14 protein-coding genes are annotated in these 17,831 nt (G+C 42.5%); 13 read left to right on the top strand and 1 reads right to left on the bottom strand.

Annotated elements, in window-relative coordinates; translation table 11 throughout:
• Nucleotides 1-27: 27 nt before the first annotated feature.
• The 6 genes from ACU6U9_RS22085 to ACU6U9_RS22060 all read left to right on the top strand — a co-directional run bounded on the left by ACU6U9_RS22085 (nucleotide 28) and on the right by ACU6U9_RS22060 (nucleotide 7,764).
• On the top strand, nucleotides 28-966 hold the full coding sequence (locus tag ACU6U9_RS22085) for a chemotaxis protein CheV (protein WP_446737110.1): 939 nt from the start codon (nucleotides 28-30) through the stop codon (nucleotides 964-966).
• Between the two features lies 1 nt (nucleotide 967).
• Nucleotides 968-1,780 (top strand): CheR family methyltransferase, encoded by an 813-nt coding sequence (locus ACU6U9_RS22080; protein ID WP_446737109.1) that lies wholly within the window; start codon nucleotides 968-970, stop codon nucleotides 1,778-1,780.
• 260 nt (nucleotides 1,781-2,040) lie between these two features.
• The gene (gene flgB / locus ACU6U9_RS22075; RefSeq protein WP_446737108.1) at nucleotides 2,041-2,433 is read left to right on the top strand and encodes a flagellar basal body rod protein FlgB; all 393 of its coding nucleotides are present in this window, start codon (nucleotides 2,041-2,043) and stop codon (nucleotides 2,431-2,433) included.
• 49 nt (nucleotides 2,434-2,482) lie between these two features.
• Complete coding sequence (gene flgC, locus ACU6U9_RS22070) at nucleotides 2,483-2,929, top strand: flagellar basal body rod protein FlgC (protein WP_446737107.1); 447 nt, start codon at nucleotides 2,483-2,485, stop codon at nucleotides 2,927-2,929.
• A 254-nt stretch (nucleotides 2,930-3,183) separates the two neighbouring features.
• The gene (locus ACU6U9_RS22065; RefSeq protein WP_446737106.1) at nucleotides 3,184-3,972 is read left to right on the top strand and encodes a flagellar hook assembly protein FlgD; all 789 of its coding nucleotides are present in this window, start codon (nucleotides 3,184-3,186) and stop codon (nucleotides 3,970-3,972) included.
• Between the two features lie 36 nt (nucleotides 3,973-4,008).
• Nucleotides 4,009-7,764: a flagellar hook-basal body complex protein gene (locus ACU6U9_RS22060; protein ID WP_446737105.1), complete on the top strand. Its 3,756-nt coding sequence runs from the start codon at nucleotides 4,009-4,011 to the stop codon at nucleotides 7,762-7,764.
• A 204-nt stretch (nucleotides 7,765-7,968) separates the two neighbouring features.
• Here the strand turns inward: ACU6U9_RS22060 and ACU6U9_RS22055 are convergent, their stop codons facing one another.
• Nucleotides 7,969-9,177 (bottom strand): IS256 family transposase, encoded by a 1,209-nt coding sequence (locus tag ACU6U9_RS22055; RefSeq protein ID WP_446733082.1) that lies wholly within the window; start codon nucleotides 9,175-9,177, stop codon nucleotides 7,969-7,971.
• 384 nt (nucleotides 9,178-9,561) lie between these two features.
• On the opposite strand from ACU6U9_RS22055, the gene ACU6U9_RS22050 reads away from it, so the two are divergent.
• The 7 genes from ACU6U9_RS22050 (at nucleotide 9,562) to flgK (ending at nucleotide 17,786) form a co-directional block, all read left to right on the top strand.
• Nucleotides 9,562-10,311 (top strand): flagellar basal body rod protein FlgF, encoded by a 750-nt coding sequence (locus ACU6U9_RS22050; protein WP_446737104.1) that lies wholly within the window; start codon nucleotides 9,562-9,564, stop codon nucleotides 10,309-10,311.
• 95 nt (nucleotides 10,312-10,406) lie between these two features.
• Entirely contained in the window at nucleotides 10,407-11,192 is a 786-nt protein-coding gene (gene flgG, locus ACU6U9_RS22045) for a flagellar basal-body rod protein FlgG (RefSeq protein WP_446737103.1), read from the top strand.
• Between the two features lie 154 nt (nucleotides 11,193-11,346).
• Complete coding sequence (gene flgH / locus ACU6U9_RS22040; RefSeq protein WP_446737102.1) at nucleotides 11,347-12,012, top strand: flagellar basal body L-ring protein FlgH; 666 nt, start codon at nucleotides 11,347-11,349, stop codon at nucleotides 12,010-12,012.
• A 100-nt stretch (nucleotides 12,013-12,112) separates the two neighbouring features.
• The gene (locus tag ACU6U9_RS22035; protein WP_446737101.1) at nucleotides 12,113-13,213 is read left to right on the top strand and encodes a flagellar basal body P-ring protein FlgI; all 1,101 of its coding nucleotides are present in this window, start codon (nucleotides 12,113-12,115) and stop codon (nucleotides 13,211-13,213) included.
• 30 nt (nucleotides 13,214-13,243) lie between these two features.
• A complete protein-coding gene (locus ACU6U9_RS22030; protein WP_446737100.1) occupies nucleotides 13,244-13,570 on the top strand; it encodes a hypothetical protein in 327 nt (108 codons plus the stop codon).
• A 128-nt stretch (nucleotides 13,571-13,698) separates the two neighbouring features.
• Nucleotides 13,699-14,805 carry a flagellar assembly peptidoglycan hydrolase FlgJ gene (gene flgJ / locus ACU6U9_RS22025; protein WP_446737099.1) on the top strand — a complete coding sequence of 369 codons (1,107 nt, stop codon included), beginning with the start codon at nucleotides 13,699-13,701 and terminating at the stop codon, nucleotides 14,803-14,805.
• Nucleotides 14,806-14,807: 2 nt separating this feature from the next.
• Complete coding sequence (gene flgK, locus ACU6U9_RS22020; protein ID WP_446737098.1) at nucleotides 14,808-17,786, top strand: flagellar hook-associated protein FlgK; 2,979 nt, start codon at nucleotides 14,808-14,810, stop codon at nucleotides 17,784-17,786.
• The last annotated feature ends 45 nt before the right edge of the window (nucleotides 17,787-17,831 follow it).

Here is a 17,831-nt window from a genome sequence, read left to right as displayed (position 1 = left end):
GGGGTTGTTTTCATATGGAGTTTGTTTATGGCCGGGGTACTTGATTCCGTCGACCAAAGGACCCAACTGGTAGGGGCAAACCGTTTAGAACTGTTACTTTTTCGCTTAAATGGCCCGCAAATTTACGGGATTAATGTGTTTAAGGTGAAAGAGGTTTTACAGTGCCCGCGATTAACCATTTTACCAAAGAGTCATCGTGTGGTGATTGGCGTTGCGCATATTCGTTCGGGGACAATCCCGATTATGGATATGGGGTTAGCTACGGGCAACGTGACGGTGGGTGATCCTAAGCAGTGCTTTGTCATTATTACTGAATACAATACCGCGACTCAGGGCTTTTTAGTCTCAGGCGTTGAGCGCATCGTGAATATGAACTGGGAAGAAATCCATCCACCACCAAAGGGCACAGGCCGAGAACATTACTTAACAGCCGTGACCGAAGTGGAGGGGCGTTTAGTTGAAATTATCGATGTTGAGAAAATTTTATCTGAAGTTTCACCAATGGAAGAAAGCATCAGCGAAGATATATTAGCCAGTTCGCAATCGGGCACTGAACATGAAGCACCAAAAGTATTGATTGCTGATGATTCTAAAATTGCACGTAAGCAAGTGACGAAATGCTTAGAGTCATTAGGTGTTGAAGTGACAGCAATGAATGATGGTCATCAAGCGTTGGTCCACTTAAAAGAAATGGTCGAGTCAGGCGTTAATCCGGCTGAATATTACGCCATGATGATTTCAGATATTGAAATGCCTGAAATGGACGGCTACACACTGACAACGGCGGTACGCAGTGATGCAAATATGAATAAAATGCACATTATTTTGCACACATCATTAAGTGGTGTATTTAATCAGAGCATGGTTAAAAAAGTCGGGGCTGATGATTTTATTGCAAAATTTAACCCAGACGTTTTAGCGTCAAAAGTATCTGAAAGGGTAAAAGCATCTAGGAATAAAACATAATATGGACATTACCAAACCGGATTTTGCATTGTTTCGAGATTACTTAGAGCGCGTCTGTGGCATATTATTAGGGGACAACAAGGAGTATCTTGTTGCGAGCCGTTTACGCGCGATCATGGGTGAGTTAGAGCTAACGGCGCTTTCTGGGCTGGTGAAAAAAATAGAATCGGACTCTCGACTAAGGGAGCGAGTGGTCGATGCCATGACCACAAATGAAACACTGTGGTTTCGTGATTCGCATCCATTTAAAATCCTACAAGAAAAATTACTACCTGAGTTATGCACCAAACAAAAAAGTTTAGACTTGTGGTGCGCTGCGTCGTCTACAGGGCAAGAGCCTTATTCTATCAGTATGATTATTGAGGAATTTAAACGTGCGAACCCAGGTAAGTTAACCTCAGAAAAAATAGTGGCGACAGATATTTCGACCAGTGCGTTAGAACGAGCCAAGTCGGGCGTCTATGATCAACTGGCACTAGGGCGAGGTATGCCACCTGATTTATTGACGCGATATTTTTCTAAACATGAGGACAGCTGGAAAGTGAACGCAAATATCGCTGCCCGAGTACAATACCGAATGTTGAATCTGCTTAACCCTTATTCGACACTAGGGCGGTTTGACATTGTATTTTGTCGTAATGTTTTGATTTATTTTTCGGGTGACGTGAAGAAAGATATTCTCACTAGGATTCATGGAACATTAAAGCCTGGTGGCTATTTATTTTTAGGGGCCAGCGAAGCACTCAGTGGCCTACCAGAGCATTATGAGATGGTTCAATGTAGCCCGGGTATTATTTACCGTAAAAAAGCTTAATTACCTCATCATCTGTATTCGAAACCCTTAATACCTTGGTATTAAGGGTTTTTTTATGGCCAAGATAACAAGAGTGTATAGTCTTTTTAAGGATTATTTCATTTTCCGCTTTTTCACATAACGGCAAACATTGCCGCTTTTTAATATGGCTTAAAAACCTCTAAGTCATTGAAATATATGATAAAAATAGATTGGCATAGGCGTTGCTATATCTCTGCAAAGGCAAACAAAGTAGCACAGCCAAACAGTTAGAGGTTTCTATGTCAGCATTGGGTTTTAAAAATTCGTTAGGTATCCACCCTCAAACTATGCAGTTGCGTGCGTCGCGTGCCGAGATTCTTGCCAATAACTTAGCAAACGCAGATACCCCACATTTTAAAGCGCGCGACATTGATTTTAATGCGGTGCTCGAAAATGAAAGCAATCGCTCGTTAGAAATGAATAAAACCAATCAGCACCACCTTGAAGGCAATGTGCATACCGATACAGATTTAATGTTCCGTAACCCTTACCAACCCGCTATTGATGGCAACACGGTTGATACGCAAATGGAGCAGTCTTTTTACACAGAAAATGCATTACGTTACAACGCGTCATTTGAATTTTTAAACAGTAAGTTCCGAGGCTTAAAAGGCGCCATTAAAGGCCAGTAATTAATAAGGCAAATGATCTTAGTGAGCGCTAAGACAAGGAGAATAAAAAATGTCATTAACCAATGTTTTTAATATTGCCGGTACCGGTATGAATGCACAGTCAGTGCGTTTAAACACCACAGCCTCGAATATTGCCAATGCTGAAACCGTGAGTTCAAGCATTGATGAAACGTACAAAGCACGTAAGCCATGGTTCAGCGTGATTGATAAGCAATGGGATAACGTTAAAGGTCTAAGTGATAAATTAGATATACGCTCACAAATAGGTGACGGTGTCGAAGTGAAGGGCATTATTGAAAGCGATGCGCCACTTAAAAAACGTTATCAACCTCATCATCCAATGGCAGATGAAGAGGGTTATGTTATGTATCCCAATGTGAATGTCGTTGAAGAAATGACAGATATGATGAGTTCATCGCGCAGCTATCAACTGAATGTTGAAATGATGAAAACGGCCAAACAAATGTTACAGCGTACGCTGACACTTGGTCAGTAATTTATAAATGAGAGTTTAAAGTAATTAAAGTTTACTTGCTGGCGAAAGGTGTTACTGGCAAGTCAACTTGACCGATCATTTCAAGTGGGATCGTGATTAAGCTTCTTTCACAGGTCAACTAGAAAAAATTAATGCTGTAAAAAGACTCTGTAAATATAGACCAAAAGACGATTTGAAAATTATAAACGCCAGACGCCCACAGGGCGTCAGGCTTAAAATAGAAGTCACCAAAGAGAAGTCACCAGGAGTAAACCATGGCTGATGTAACTGGGGTCGGGACGTCGCAAACGGCACTTGATCAGTATGCAAAAAGTGATAATGAAACTGAAAAGTCGAATGAGCTGGGTAAAAACGACTTTTTAAAATTACTGGTTGCACAAATGAATAATCAAAACCCACTCGAGCCGCAAGACAACACAGAATTTGTTGCCCAGCTGGCGCAGTTTAGTTCGGTTGAGGGGATTGAAAATTTGAATAGTACAGTGGGTGACATGGCCTCGGAATTGAGATCCAGTCAAGCATTGCAAGCATCATCATTAGTGGGGCAGTCAGTTGTGGTCCCAGGTAATGAGCTTGGTTTCTTACTTAATGGTGAGGTCATTGCTAGCTATAGTGATATTCCTGCTACAACGTCGAATATTTCATTACAAGTGAAAAACAAAAGCGGGCAGACCTTAGAAACCATTAGTTTGGGGTTTCACGAGAAAGGGCCGATGTCATTACGTTGGGACGGTGCGAATTTAGAAATGGATGGTAAAATAGTTGAACTTGATCGCTCATTATTAAATCGCAAAGAATACTTTGTTGACGAAGAAGGTAATCAAATATTGGACGATGCTGGTAACCCCATTCCTGTGCCATACCCAGTTGGGGAATATAAATTTGAAGTGACCGCTTCAATCAATGGTAAAAGTGAAGCGGTTGATACGGCTATGAGTGGCAAAGTCGATAGCGTGACGTTGGGCACCAATAATCAAATTACCTTGAATTTAGCTGGCGGCGTCAAAGCACCGATGTCGGATGTAAAACAAATTTTAAATTAATTATCTAGCCCGTTAGTTTGGGCGAAGGAGTCAATCATGGCATTTAACATCGGCTTAAGTGGTATTAGAGCAGCCTCTATTGATTTAGAGGTCACCGGTAATAACGTAGCAAACGCGAGTACGGTGGGCTTTAAAGAGTCGCGGGCAGAATTTGCGGATGTATACACCACGAGTATTTTAGGCACAGGCACAAAACCTGTGGGCAGTGGGGTACTGGTTGATAATGTTCGCCAAGAATTCAGTCAAGGCAATATCAGTGGTACCGAAAACGCGTTAGATATGGCGATTGATGGCACGGGCTTTTTCATATTGAGTGATAATGGTACGGAGTCTTATACTCGTGCCGGTATTTTTGGTTTAGATAAAGACGGCTTTGTGGTGGCAAATAACAGTGCTCGCTTACAAGGCTATGAAGCCAATGGTGATGGGGTGGTAAATGGCGTACTGGGTGATATTCAAATTCGTATTGGTAATCAACCGCCTGCATTAACTTCCCGTGTTTCCGCTATTCTAAACTTAGATGCATCAGAATTAGTATTGCAAGAGTTAGGCTCGCGCATGGAGTCCACAGGTTTGGCCATTGCCACACCAGATTCAGGTATTGCTGACAACACAGCCTCTGTTCATGCCACACTGGCACAACCAACTACAGCAGGCACGCCATCAGCGTTTACCTTTGATGGGGCAGTGGATGCTGACTTGGTAGCAAATACGGCTGCTTTCTTTAATACAACGGGTTACCCAACAGTTGCAGAAGTAGCCACACTGACCATTGACCCGCAAGACGGTACCGGCGCACAAACCATTACCATTGGTGGGACGGCTCCGGCAGTGGGCGCAGTTGCACCGAGTACCTCACAAAGTGTGTTTATAAATAATTTAGTTGCCGATATTCAAAGCCAATTAGATGCGGCGTTTGGTCCGAATGAGTTTGAAGTGACGACGTCACCTGACCCTGCCCCTAATCCGCTTGTTGGTCCACTGCCGGTTGTCATTCAGCGCTCTGGTTATGACTCAACCATAGGTACCGGGTTTGCTGTGACGGGCAGTAGTGCAGATTGGGATGCACTTATGGGTAGCCCGCTGGCGGCAGGTGTGAACTACAGTGCCGGAATTGCAGGCAGTAATTTATTTGTGGGGTCAAACCCAATTGTTGCGGATTTAAGAAGTATTCCAGGTACATCAACCACCACTCGAACAGTCGCTACACCGCCTTTGGCGATGACCAGTACTATATTGGGTGGCCCAGGTTTACTCACCTCCACCGTAACACCGGGTGCCTCAATTGTTGGTGATTTTGGCGCTGCTGAGTCAATTGTATTCGATGTTGAGGTGACCGATTCAAATGGGACGACAACCCCAACGACAATTACACTGAATAATGCTTCTTTCTTAGCACTGCCAGTGGGTAACATTAATGCGGTGACCATTGATGAAGTACGACAGGTTATTAACGCACAGGTTGGGCCTGAATTTACTGTTTCTGGCGCAATACCGTTAACGTTAACCACAGCTGCGGGCCAAGGTAATGGCGCAACGGTAACGCTCGTGCCTGTTACCAATAACACTTACGATTTATCAACCATTGGTTTTGCACCAGGGGTTGGGCGATCAAACACCGGCGCACCTGACGTACTGGCTAATAATGAATTTCGCTTACAAGTCACAGGGCCAACGGCTGCTGATGGCTCGAATGCCTATGACATCATTATTACACCGAATACTTATGCATCACTGGATGATTTAGCAGCAGAAATCCAAGATCGTATTGATGACTGGACGGGGGCAAATGGCTTGCAAGGGCGAGTAAGCGTATCGTCAGTGGGCGGTCAACTGGTATTTACAAATACCGATGTTGGTTCAGGCTATGGTATTGCCATCACGCCCAGTAATAACCTAACCGGTGCTTTCGGTGCGGCTAACGCACAAGCATCGATTGATGCGTTAGGCTTTAACATTCCTGCTGATATGTTTGTTGCGGCCGGTACAGATACAATTGATCGCAGCAATAGTTTCCGTATTAATTTAACGGTACCAGCCCCTGATACAGAAGGACGTTCAGGTACCACCACTATTACGCTTGATGAAGAGTTCCGCTCTGTGCAGCAACTTGCGGCCTCAATTAATCGTCAAATTAGCTCACTTGATGCTGACGCGTACATTGGTGTACGTGCAGAGGCATTGGAAATTGAGCCAAAAGTGGTGCCGCCAGAGTACAAATTACAATTTGTGGCAACCGAAGACGGTGAGGCATCCATCATTAGTATTAGTGAGATCATTGCATCCGGTGACGATATCTCCGCCGCGCAGATGTACGGCTTGTTACAAATTAATGAGGATGACAACAGCTTACTTACGTTGGGTATTGAGGGGGTAAATAACGAGTACCCAGCACAAAGTGTAACTCTGACTGACCCAGATGGTAACGAGGTCGTGATTAAAACCGAAGCAAATGCAGAAGCAAACGCTATTGCCGCCATATTTAATCGCCAAGCAGGTGTTACCGCATCCGCATCCAGCACAATGACGTTGCCGTTAAGTGGTTATAATAATCCCGGCAATAACATGAAGTTAATTTTAAACGGGCAAGAGCTGACCGCCACCAGTTTAGAAGAAATTGCTGAAGAAATTAACTTACTGCAAACCACCACCTTGCCAGGCTTTAAAGCCGAGGTTGCCGATAATGGCGACTTGGTGATTAACAACAGCATTGGTCGTGATATTAAGGTTGAAATTAGTAGCCCAACTGTGACAGACAGTTTAGTGGTGAGAGGGTCCACTAATGCAGGTCCCGTTGTTCTAGGCGGCACCGCTACAGCCGATGTGGCTGCAGTAGTAGGGGGTAAAATTGACTTTATCTTAAACGAAGGCTATTTATTATCAGCACCTGTGCCAGCTATATCCGGTGTGTTTGGTGCGTTAACACCAGATGAATTTGAAGATTATGTACTAAATAGTTTTGACCCTGATGATCAAAATACCTATAACCATGCAACCAGCACCACGATTTACGACAGCTTGGGTAATAATCACATTATGACTCAATTTTTTGTGAAGGAACCGGTTGATCCAACGCGCCCGAACGAAGAAAATCTATGGGCTATGTATATACAAATAGATGGTCAAGACGTAGGCGATCCGGATGCAACACTGCCGTTTCCTGAAAATTTAGAGCCTACTCGTTTGCGTAACGAATTATTCTTTAACCCAGATGGCACATTAGATGAATCAGCAACCGGTGATTTGTTTGTCACAAACTGGGACCCATTAAATTCAAAATCATCACCAACTGGTGCGTTAAAATCGCTTAATGTATTAGAAGGGGGGCTGCCCTTAACCAATCCTGCCACCAATTCAAATTTTCAAATATCTTTAGATGGCTCTACTCAGTTTGGGAGTCCGTTTAGTGTGGCAGAGGTGAGCCAGAACGGATACACAACGGGTCGGTTAACGGGCTTAGAAATTGATGCCGATGGTTTTATCTTTGCTAGGTTCACCAACGGCCAAGCACAAGTACTTGGGCAGGTAGCATTAGCCAGCTTTAAAAATCCAGAAGGGTTAATACCGCTAGGTGATACAGCGTGGGGTGAATCGTTTGAATCAGGTGGGCCTACTGTTGGTTCACCACGAACGGGTACATTTGGTAATCTACGATCGTCCGCACTTGAAGACAGTAATGTGGATTTATCTGAAGAGCTGGTGGGTTTAATCATTGCACAGCGGAATTTCCAAGCCAGTGCAAAAACCATTGAAACCTCGGATACCGTCACGCAGACCATTATTCAGCTTTAGTGATGTGGAGCGTTAGATGTTGGATGGGAGATGTTAGACGGAGCTAAAGTATTGGTGACGCTTTTTAAATAACATATATGTTAGGTATGCTGAGTTTGAAAGTAATGCCTTAAAATTCCAAATACTGACAACTAAAGTCGGCAAGCAAGGATGCACCTTGCCGCTTTTAGTGAGGATGTAAGCCATTCTGTGTAACCGCCAGTTTTAAATGTAATCTTTCAAACGGTCTTCGAACATGATCATAAATCGGTTCAAGGCCGTTTTCCAGTTTCTTATGGGCATAGTCCACTTTTCCGAAGCTTGTCGTACCGCAAGGTAAACCACTTTTTTAGCCGACTCTTCTGTTGGAAATACTTTTCGTTTTTTCGTCGCTTTTCGAATAACGCTGTTCAGAGATTCAATGGCATTGGTTGTGTAAATGGCTTTTCTGATATCAGCAGGATAGTTAAAAAGCGTATTTAAATTCTCCCAGTGATTACGCCAAGATCGGCTGATTTGTGGATATTGACCATCCCACTTCTCACTAAAATCAGACAGTGATTGCAAGGCACTTTCCTCAGTCGCGGCCTGGTAAATTTTCTTTAAATCAGCGGTGACGGCTTTGTAATCTTTCCAAGGAACGTACTTCACTGAGTTACGCACCATGTGCACGATGCACAGCTGAATTTGCGTTTCTGGATAGACGGCATTGATAGCATCTGGAAAGCCCTTCAGGCCATCCACGCAAGCAATGAGAATGTCTTTCACACCACGATTCTGCAGCTCAGTCAGAACATTTAGCCAGAACTTAGCCCCTTCGTTTTCAGATAGCCACATGCCCAATAACTCCTTGTGGCCTTCCATGTTGACGCCTAAGGCAAGGTAAACTGATTTATTGATCACCTGTTTGTCCTGACGAATTTTAAGCACGATGCAATCAAGATAAACAATGGGATACACCGCATCTAATTCACGAGATTGCCATTCAATCACTTCTTCAATGACCGCATCAGTGACTTTTGAAATTAGGCTTGGAGAGGCATCTGCGTTATACAGTTCTTTAAACGTTTTAACGATTTCTCGTGTGGTCATGCCTTGGGCGTATAAAAATAAAATTTTATCGTCCATCGAGGTAAACCGAGTCTGATTTTTCTTTACTAATTTAGGATTAAAAGAGCCTTCGCGATCCCTAGGGGTATCTAGTTGAAACTGGCCATCTTCGGTGCGTAAAGTTTTACTGGTGGTGCCATTGCGGCTATTGGAGTTAGAGGATTCTTCATTCCGTTCATAACCAAGGTGCTCATCAAGCTCAGTATTTAAAGCCCGCTCAACTGTCACTTTAGTGAGCATCTGACGAAATTCATTAAGGTCTTGTTCTGTTTTAATACCCTTTGCCGCTTCGCGGGCAAAGGCTTCTAGTGCTTCTTTGTTCATTGCTGCCTATCCTTAGCCATTTCTGGCTTTGATGATAAGCAGTTACACAGATTTATCTACAGCCTCCTTTTAGTGAGTCACTACGTGCCTAACTATATAATGTTTTTCTAAAAAGAAATGAATACCATCTACCATCTACCATCTACCATCTACCATCTACCATCTACCATCTACCATCTACCATCTACCATCTACCATCTACCATCTACCATCTACCATCTACCATCTACCATCTACCATCTACCATCTACCATCTACCATCTAACGTCTAACGTCTAACGTCTAAACCGAACTTGGCACCGCCTTTGCAATTCTCTAATTAGAAAAACCGTTTGCCGCTTTTTAAAACCATAAAAAGCCAAGCGCCATGAATTAGGAGGATGTATGGATCGCGCGTTATATATCGCCATGTCCGGTGCCAAACAAAACACGCTTGGGCAAACAGCTGAAGCCAATAATCTAGCGAATGTTAGCACCACGGGTTTTCGTCGAGATTTTGAACACGCTCGATCCATGCCGGTATTTGGTGACTACTATCCATCCCGTGCGTATGCCATGGAAGAACGACCAGCCAGTGATTTTAACCCAGGCACACTCATACACACAGGCCGTGACCTTGATATTGCCATTGATAACCAAGGTTGGATCGCGGTGCAAGATGCAAACGGAGAAGAAGCGTACACCCGCCGCGGTGATTTACGCGTTGATCAATTTGGCCGATTAATAAACGGTGAAGGTTTGCAATTAATTGGTAACGCAGGGCCTCTTGTGATTCCGCCTTATGAAAAATTAGAAATTGCATCAGACGGTACGATCTCTGTTCAAGCTTTAGGTGATGAACCTTCGGTTATTGCGGATGTTGAACGATTGAAATTAGTGCTGCCCGACCAATCTGAAATGGAAAAAGGTGAAGATGGTTTATTTCGCATGCGTGGACAAGCCCCCGGAGCCGTGCAGCCACTTGATGCCAATGTACGCGTTGAATCTGGGCACTTAGAGCACAGTAACGTAAACGCGGTTCAATCGTTAACACAAATTATGTCATTACATCGCCAGTATGAATTACAAGTAAAAATGATGAAAACGGCAGATGAAAATGCACAAGTAACTCAACAAATTATGGAAATTCAATAATGACTATTTAATTTAGTGCTAAGAATTATCACTTGATTAAATGAGTAAAAATAATTTTAAAGAAGGTGCTGTTGATAAGCACCAAGGAGAGCATTATGCACTCGGCATTATGGGTCAGTAAAACAGGGTTAAACGCGCAAGATTATAATTTGACCACCATCTCAAATAACCTTGCTAACGTATCAACCACAGGCTTTAAAAAAGACAGAGCTGTTTTTGAAGATTTAATTTATCAAATACAACGCCAACCAGGCGCATTGTCGAGCCAAGATTCACGTCTACCTTCTGGTTTACAGTTGGGTACGGGTGTCAAAGTAGCGGGTACGCAAAAAATTCACACCACTGGCAGCTTACAAGAAACCTCGCAGCCATTAGATTTAGCAATAAATGGACGAGGCTTTTTTCAAATAGCCATGCCAGACGGCACCATTGGGTATACCCGTGATGGTACATTCCACATGGATGCAGAAGGGCAGATCGTCAATGCGGTAGGGTATTTACTAGAGCCGAATATCACCATCCCTGATCAAACCAATACGTTAACCATTAGCCGAGACGGTATTGTTAGTGTGACCCAATTTGGCGATACGACGCCCCAAGAAATTGGTCAAATTGATGTGGTGGATTTTATCAACCCGACAGGTTTGCAAGCCATGGGAGGTAATTTGTTTTTAGAAACCGCATCCAGTGGCGCACCCCAAGTAGGCGTGGCCAGTGAAGAAGGATTTGGTTCTATTGAACAAGGTTTTTTAGAAAATTCCAATGTGAAAGTAGTGGAAGAATTGGTGCAAATGATCACCGTGCAGCGTGCTTATGAAATGAACTCAAAAGTGGTGAGCAGTGCCGATCAAATGCTGCAATACCTTGCTCAGAATACGTAATTTAATGAACAAAACTGAGTTGAGTTTTAGCCCGAACTTAAAATTCGTTACTCGTACATTCAGGCTACTCACTTGGTTTGTGAGACACGTTTGATTCAATCTCTACAAGTAGGTTGGGCACAGCTCGACAATACATAAACAAAAGAGGTACACCATGAAACATGTAAAAATCAGTTTGATTACCATGGTGCTAACAGGATGCAGCACCGTATTACCCGTCGATGAAAAACCTGACGACCCAAGATTTGCGCCAGTGCCTGCGCAATCATTGACGCCGCCACCATCAACGGGTGGGTCCTTGTATCAGCCTAATTACTCCTTGTCGCTGTACAGTGATCAGCGTGCAAAACGTATTGGTGATGTGATTACCGTGATGCTGCAAGAACAAACACAAGCATCAAAATCGAATAGTTCAACATTACAAAAAGACAGCGAGCTTGGCTTAGGTGATGTGGCTATTTTTAATCGTACACCATCCATATTGTCGGCAACGGCAACCTCTGAACGATCATTTACTGGCTCGGGTGATGCAGACCAAAGCAATAGTTTACGAGGGCAAATAACAGTGACTATTAGTGATATTTTACCGAATGGGGTATTAGAAGTTCGTGGTGAAAAATGGCTGAGTTTAAACGAAGGGGATGAATTCATTCGCGTGCGTGGTTTGGTTCGCCCACAAGACATCGGCCCAGATAACACGGTGATGTCGAATAAGTTGGCAGATGCTCGCATTAGTTATGGCGGTACAGGTGCGGTGGCCAATGCCAGTAAACAAGGGTGGTTGTCTCGATTTTTCTCGAGTCCGTGGTGGCCGCTATAGTTGGATCATTTTTGAGAACACTTGCGTCTAATGGGGCGAGTTAATTGCAGGTATATTTGAGTGTGTCGATACGATGGCGCATTCATTAAATGAGGTTGTTATGAAAGTTGGTATATTGAGCGTCATAAACGTTTTATTGGTATGGCTATTAGCTATGCCTGCTCACGCCCAGCGAATCAAGGATCTGACCTCTGTTGAAGGGGTTCGCTCTAATCAGATGATTGGCTATGGCTTGGTCGTAGGCTTAGATGGCACAGGTGATAAAGCCCCGTTCACAAACCAAACCTTCATTAATATGATGAATGAATTTGGTATCTCAATTCCTGCAGGCACAGACCCAAAGCTTAAAAATATAGCTGCGGTTTCATTAACAGCCAGCTTACCTCCTTTTGCAAAACCTGGGCAAAGTATTGATGTGACGGTATCAAGTATTGGTAACTCAAAGAGTTTACGTGGCGGCACACTCTTGTTTGCGCCTTTACGGGGTGCTGACGGTCAAATTTATGCGGTGGCACAAGGTAACTTAGTTGTGGGGGGGTTTGGTGTCGATGGTGCGGATGGTTCAAGCATTACCGTTAATGTGCCCAGTGTTGGGCGTATTCCTAACGGAGCAACAGTTGAACGTGCTGTGGCCAATGGTTTTTCCCACGGTGACAGCCTAGTACTTAATTTAAATAGACCTGATTTTACCACCTCTAAACGCTTGTCAGATCGAATCAATGATTTATTAGGACCCGAAACGGCCTACGCGGTCGATGCCACATCAGTGCGTGTTAGTGCGCCTCGTGACCCTAGTCAGCGTGTGTCTTTTTTATCAATGATTGAAAATCTAGATGTGACACCAGGGGAAGCTACGGCAAAAATTATTATCAATAGCCGTACAGGCACCATTGTGATTGGCAAGCATGTACGCATTTCACCAGTGGCGGTCACGCATGGCAGTTTAACCGTGACAGTAAAAGAGAATATTGAAGTGAATCAACCGGGTGCTCTCGCCAATGGTGAAACAGTGGTTGCACCACAAACAGAAATTAATGCAGACCAAGAAGGAAACCCCATGTTTGTATTTGCACCGGGTGTATCGCTTGATGAAATTGTAAAAGCGGTAAATGAAGTAGGCGCTGCGCCGGGGGATTTAATGGCTATTTTAGAAGCGCTTAAACAGGCTGGTGCACTTAATGCCGAATTAATTGTGATTTAGCCCGTATCATTTAATCAATAAGGGTAACCCATGGACGTGCCTAGTAATAAGCAGCAAGCGTTAGATCATGTACTGGCGCTTGAAGGGGATATTCAGAAACTCGCACAAGCCCACAGTCTGGCCACGCTTGAGCATAAATTAAAAATGCGCCAACAAGCGCTTGAATTTTTATTCGAACACTTCCTAGCAGATATTAATCAAGACGATTTAATATTGTTAAAAGACATTCAAGTTAAAAGTCAGAATATGCTTGAAACCATGCAAGAAAATAAACACGAAAAAAGCGAAAAAATCATTAAGTATAAAAATACAGGCAAACGCATTCGCTTATATTCAGACATTGCCCAGCAAAAATAGTTTGCCGCTTACGGTAAACGTTGCCGCTTTTTACGCTTCTATTCAGAAATTTTCTCAACTAAAACAACATCTTATAGTTTTGGCCTAAGCCTTGCTTTGAATAGGTTAAATAGACAGAAGACGTTGCTATGAATAATATCAGCAATACCTACAATTATAATGACCTTGCGTCTTTAAACGCCATTACCAACATGGGCGAAGAAAAAGAAGCTGAGGCATTAAAACAAGTGGCTCATCAGTTTGAATCTATGTTTATTGGCATGATGCTAAAAAGCATGCGTGATGCGAATGCCACATTTGAAGAAGATAACCCGCTTAATAGCAACGAGTCTAAATTCTATCGTCAAATGTTTGATGATCAATTGGCACTTTCTATGAGCCAAGGTGAAGGCATTGGGTTAGCCGATAGTATATATAATCAATTAAAAGACCAATTTAATGTGCAAGAAAATAACGGAGAAGAACTGACGCGCGAAGAACCTATTCGTCAGTTTTCTGGGCCTAACGTATTCTCAACATTAAAACCGAATATGGATCTTCCTCAGTTTCAACAAACACAAAAATCCTATCCAATGACGGATGCCACATCCAATGTGCAATCACTGGACGATGCTGCTCATAAAGTCTCACCACTTAACCATGTGTTACCAGTACCGGTGCCTTCCACACAATCAAGTGAGGCAATAAAAACCCCAGAAAATAAAACGAACCCTGTTCAGTTAGGCCCCATTACTAAACAATCTGCTTTTGAAACACCACAAGAATTTGTGGATATATTATGGCCTGTTGCACAAAAAGTGGGTGAGGTAATGGGAGTCGACCCTAAAGCCATTGTGGCACAAGCGGCGCTAGAAACAGGTTGGGGAAAACATATTATTCATCAAAATGACGGTAAGAATAGCCACAACTTGTTTGGGATTAAAGCGGACCAACGTTGGGATGGTAATGTAGCAAAAGTATCAACCCTTGAATATCGTGAAGGCATTGCCAAAAAAGAAATAGCGCCGTTTCGAGTTTATGATTCTTATGAACACAGCTTGAAAGATTATGCTCAATTTGTAAAAAGCAGTGAACGTTATCAAGACGCTATTGAAAACGGAAAAAGCATTAAAGGCTACAGTGAAGGTTTGCAAGAAGGAGGTTACGCAACAGACCCACATTATGCGAAAAAAATCCAACGTATTGCCAGTGGTGAAATGCTCTCACAAGCCATTGACCAAGCCGGTCGAGGTTAGCCATGTCAAATTTACTCAATATTGGTATTTCTGGGCTGCGGGTGCATCAAACTGCATTGACCGTAACAGGTCACAATATTGCTAATGTGGATACCGAAGGCTATAGCCGTCAAGACGCGACCATTACGAATAGCAACCCACAGTTTCAGGGCGGAGTGTGGGTTGGTAGCGGTGCTATGGTACAAGATGTTCGTCGAATTTTTGATGAGTTTTTAGTGGGTCAATTACAAAAAGATACATCAACATTTAATTTCTTTGAAACACTCTCGACGAATGCTTCACAAATAGACAGTTTATTAGCTGACCCTGGCACCGGCGTACAGCCGGGTATTGAAAATATGTTTGGTGCATTCCAAGCTGTCATAGATGATCCAAGCTCGTTACCTGCACGCCAAGTACTTATTAGTGAATCACAGGGACTAGTTGATCGGTTTCATTCTATTAATGATCGCTTAAATGATACTAATGAAATATTAAATGGTCAGTTAGGTGCGATAGCAACACAAATTACAACATTGGGAGAGTCAATCGCTGAGTTGAATATACAGATACAATTTGCAACGGCCAGTGCGAATGGTAATTATCCAAATGATCTATTGGATAAACGTGATTTAGCAATAAAAGAGTTATCAGAATTAGTCAGTGTGACGGTAGTTAGCCAAGATAATAATTCATTAAATGTATTTATTGGTAATGGGCAACCGTTAGTGCTAGGAAAAGATTTTAATACGCTATCAACACAAACAGGTGCTGATGACCCCACACGAGATGCCATTGTATTTGAACGCGGTGGTGTCGTTCAGGATATCACTCGTGAAATTCAGGGTGGTGCAATTGGTGGGATTTTAGAATTTAGAAGCAGCGTATTAGACCCAGTTACGAATCGTTTAGGCCGTGTAGCTATTGCTCTTCAATATAATATTAATGAACAACACGGTCTTGGTATTGATATTAACGGTCAAGCCGGGGGGTTATTTTTTGATGACATTAATGATCCGGTTATTGCTCAGAGTCGAGTAGTGGGTAATGCTAATAATGAACAGCCAGATGATCGTAAAGTAGGGGTATATATTACGGATCCAAATAAATTGACTGATAGTGAATATAAAGTCGAATTTATAGGGCCTAATGATTATACCTTTAAAGTAACACGTATGAGTGATGGTGAAATATTATTATCCAACGCTTTAAGCACTGAATTCCCTGAAAGCTTTAATATCGAAGGGTTTGATTTAACATTTGAATCAGGCTCTTTTAAAGAAGGTGATCAATTTTATTTATTACCGACCAGAACTGGCGCAAACGACATTGAATTAGATATTGAATTGCCACAAGAAATTGCTATTGCCACGGCTGTGATGACAGATTATGACGTGGGTAATATCGGTGAAGCGGTTATTAGCTCGGGTGTTGTGTACGATACAAATACAGAAAGTTTTTCTGTGCCCGGGCAGTTGACACCACCTCTTATTATTCGGTTTACTAGCGATACCACTTATGATGTATTAAATAATTCTGACCCTGCAAATCCAGTACCGTTGTTTCCACCCATTAGAAATCAAACTTATGTGCCGGGTGTGGTAAATAATTTATTACCAAAAGACGAAAATAAAACGTCTATTTCGAGTTTAGGTGGATACTTGCCGCCCAGTCAGTTCTATCAGTCGAATTTAGATCCTATAAAAACACCAGGTAACGGTTTTTTTCCTGCACGGTTGAATATCAGTGACCCTGATCCAATTACTGGCGGGACAACAAGCCGTGGTATATTAACCATTCCCGCACAAAGTTCGGCAAAAGAAACAGCCAGAATATTAAGTGAGCAAAATGGAATTAAAGCAACAGCGGTGACTACGTTAGAATTATCTGACTTTAAAAGTGATCCGAATGATTTTTTAGATGCGCACTTATTTTTAAATGGTGTTGAATTAACCGATACACTGTCTGAAAATCAAGTTAAATATGATACTGATTATCCTCAGGTCGTACCGGACCCAGTAAATGCAAACTTTATTGCTGATCGCATTAATGCAAATTTCAATTTTCAAGGTATGGGAATAACGGCAAAAAGTGATGGTGCCGTCGTTACGATTACAGCATTAAACGGTGAAGACCTTTCACTTGAAATGCAAGGTGATCATGAGGACTACATGACGGTATCTAGTGGTGTGGATACCTACCTTAAATCAACAGGAAACGCATTGTCTCAACCTCTTTCAAAATTTGATGGGTATGATTTTAGTGAGGGAGGCCCGTTCACGTATGAATTTGATGTTCCAGGCCAAGGTAAATTTGAAATTGAATTAACGGAAGCATATGCAACACCTGCAGATTTATTAGCGGGAATCGAAAAAGAAATCACCAGAACGCAGTACTTTTATAACGGTGATATTGAAATCGATATTGATGAGAAAGGAAATATTAATTTCCAAACTAAGTTAGAAATGAGCCCATATGCAACCAACGGCAGTGCAAAGTTGACTATGGGTGGCCAAGTGAAAGTTGTACTTGATGAAGGTGTAACCATTAGCTCGGAGCCACCATTCAGTAACTTATTTGAAGCTGAACCTGAACCCTTACCTGTGTATTTAGGTTACGATTTAACCATGGAAGGAACACCCAAAGCTGGAGATCAATTTTTTGTTGATTTTAATGATGACGCTGTTACCGATAATCGTAATGGTGCATTTTTAGGTGACATACAAAATAAAGAAATTATTGAAGGTGATATGACCATTAGCGAAGCATATGGCCGTATGGTTGAAGAAGTGGGATCTATTACTGCACGTGCACAAATAAATACAGATAGCTCGAAGGTATTGTTACAAAATACACAAGATAGTGTTAATGCGGTAAGTGGTGTTAATTTAGATGAAGAGGCTGCTCGCCTTATTCAGTTTGAATTAGGTTATAACGCATCAGCACAAGTTATCAGTGTGGCAAGGGATATTTTTGATACTCTCATTGGCATTTTTAGGTAAGCGCTAAGATGAAACATTCAGATAGCGGATTAAATCGAGGTTAAT

The organism is Pseudomonas sp. HK3, from assembly GCF_052920985.1.
This window is presented reverse-complemented; position numbering and strand designations above follow the sequence as displayed.

Excerpts from the sequence above, each read along its gene's own strand:
- ACU6U9_RS22085 (WP_446737110.1), top strand. The coding sequence starts at position 28 with ATGGCCGGGGTACTTGATTCCGTCGACCAAAGGACCCAACTGGTAGGG.
- ACU6U9_RS22080 (WP_446737109.1), top strand. The coding sequence starts at position 968 with ATGGACATTACCAAACCGGATTTTGCATTGTTTCGAGATTACTTAGAG.
- flgB (WP_446737108.1), top strand. The coding sequence starts at position 2,041 with ATGTCAGCATTGGGTTTTAAAAATTCGTTAGGTATCCACCCTCAAACT.
- flgC (WP_446737107.1), top strand. The coding sequence starts at position 2,483 with ATGTCATTAACCAATGTTTTTAATATTGCCGGTACCGGTATGAATGCA.
- ACU6U9_RS22065 (WP_446737106.1), top strand. The coding sequence starts at position 3,184 with ATGGCTGATGTAACTGGGGTCGGGACGTCGCAAACGGCACTTGATCAG.
- ACU6U9_RS22060 (WP_446737105.1), top strand. The coding sequence starts at position 4,009 with ATGGCATTTAACATCGGCTTAAGTGGTATTAGAGCAGCCTCTATTGAT.
- ACU6U9_RS22055 (WP_446733082.1), bottom strand. The coding sequence starts at position 9,177 with ATGAACAAAGAAGCACTAGAAGCCTTTGCCCGCGAAGCGGCAAAGGGT.
- ACU6U9_RS22050 (WP_446737104.1), top strand. The coding sequence starts at position 9,562 with ATGGATCGCGCGTTATATATCGCCATGTCCGGTGCCAAACAAAACACG.
- flgG (WP_446737103.1), top strand. The coding sequence starts at position 10,407 with ATGCACTCGGCATTATGGGTCAGTAAAACAGGGTTAAACGCGCAAGAT.
- flgH (WP_446737102.1), top strand. The coding sequence starts at position 11,347 with ATGAAACATGTAAAAATCAGTTTGATTACCATGGTGCTAACAGGATGC.
- ACU6U9_RS22035 (WP_446737101.1), top strand. The coding sequence starts at position 12,113 with ATGAAAGTTGGTATATTGAGCGTCATAAACGTTTTATTGGTATGGCTA.
- ACU6U9_RS22030 (WP_446737100.1), top strand. The coding sequence starts at position 13,244 with ATGGACGTGCCTAGTAATAAGCAGCAAGCGTTAGATCATGTACTGGCG.
- flgJ (WP_446737099.1), top strand. The coding sequence starts at position 13,699 with ATGAATAATATCAGCAATACCTACAATTATAATGACCTTGCGTCTTTA.
- flgK (WP_446737098.1), top strand. The coding sequence starts at position 14,808 with ATGTCAAATTTACTCAATATTGGTATTTCTGGGCTGCGGGTGCATCAA.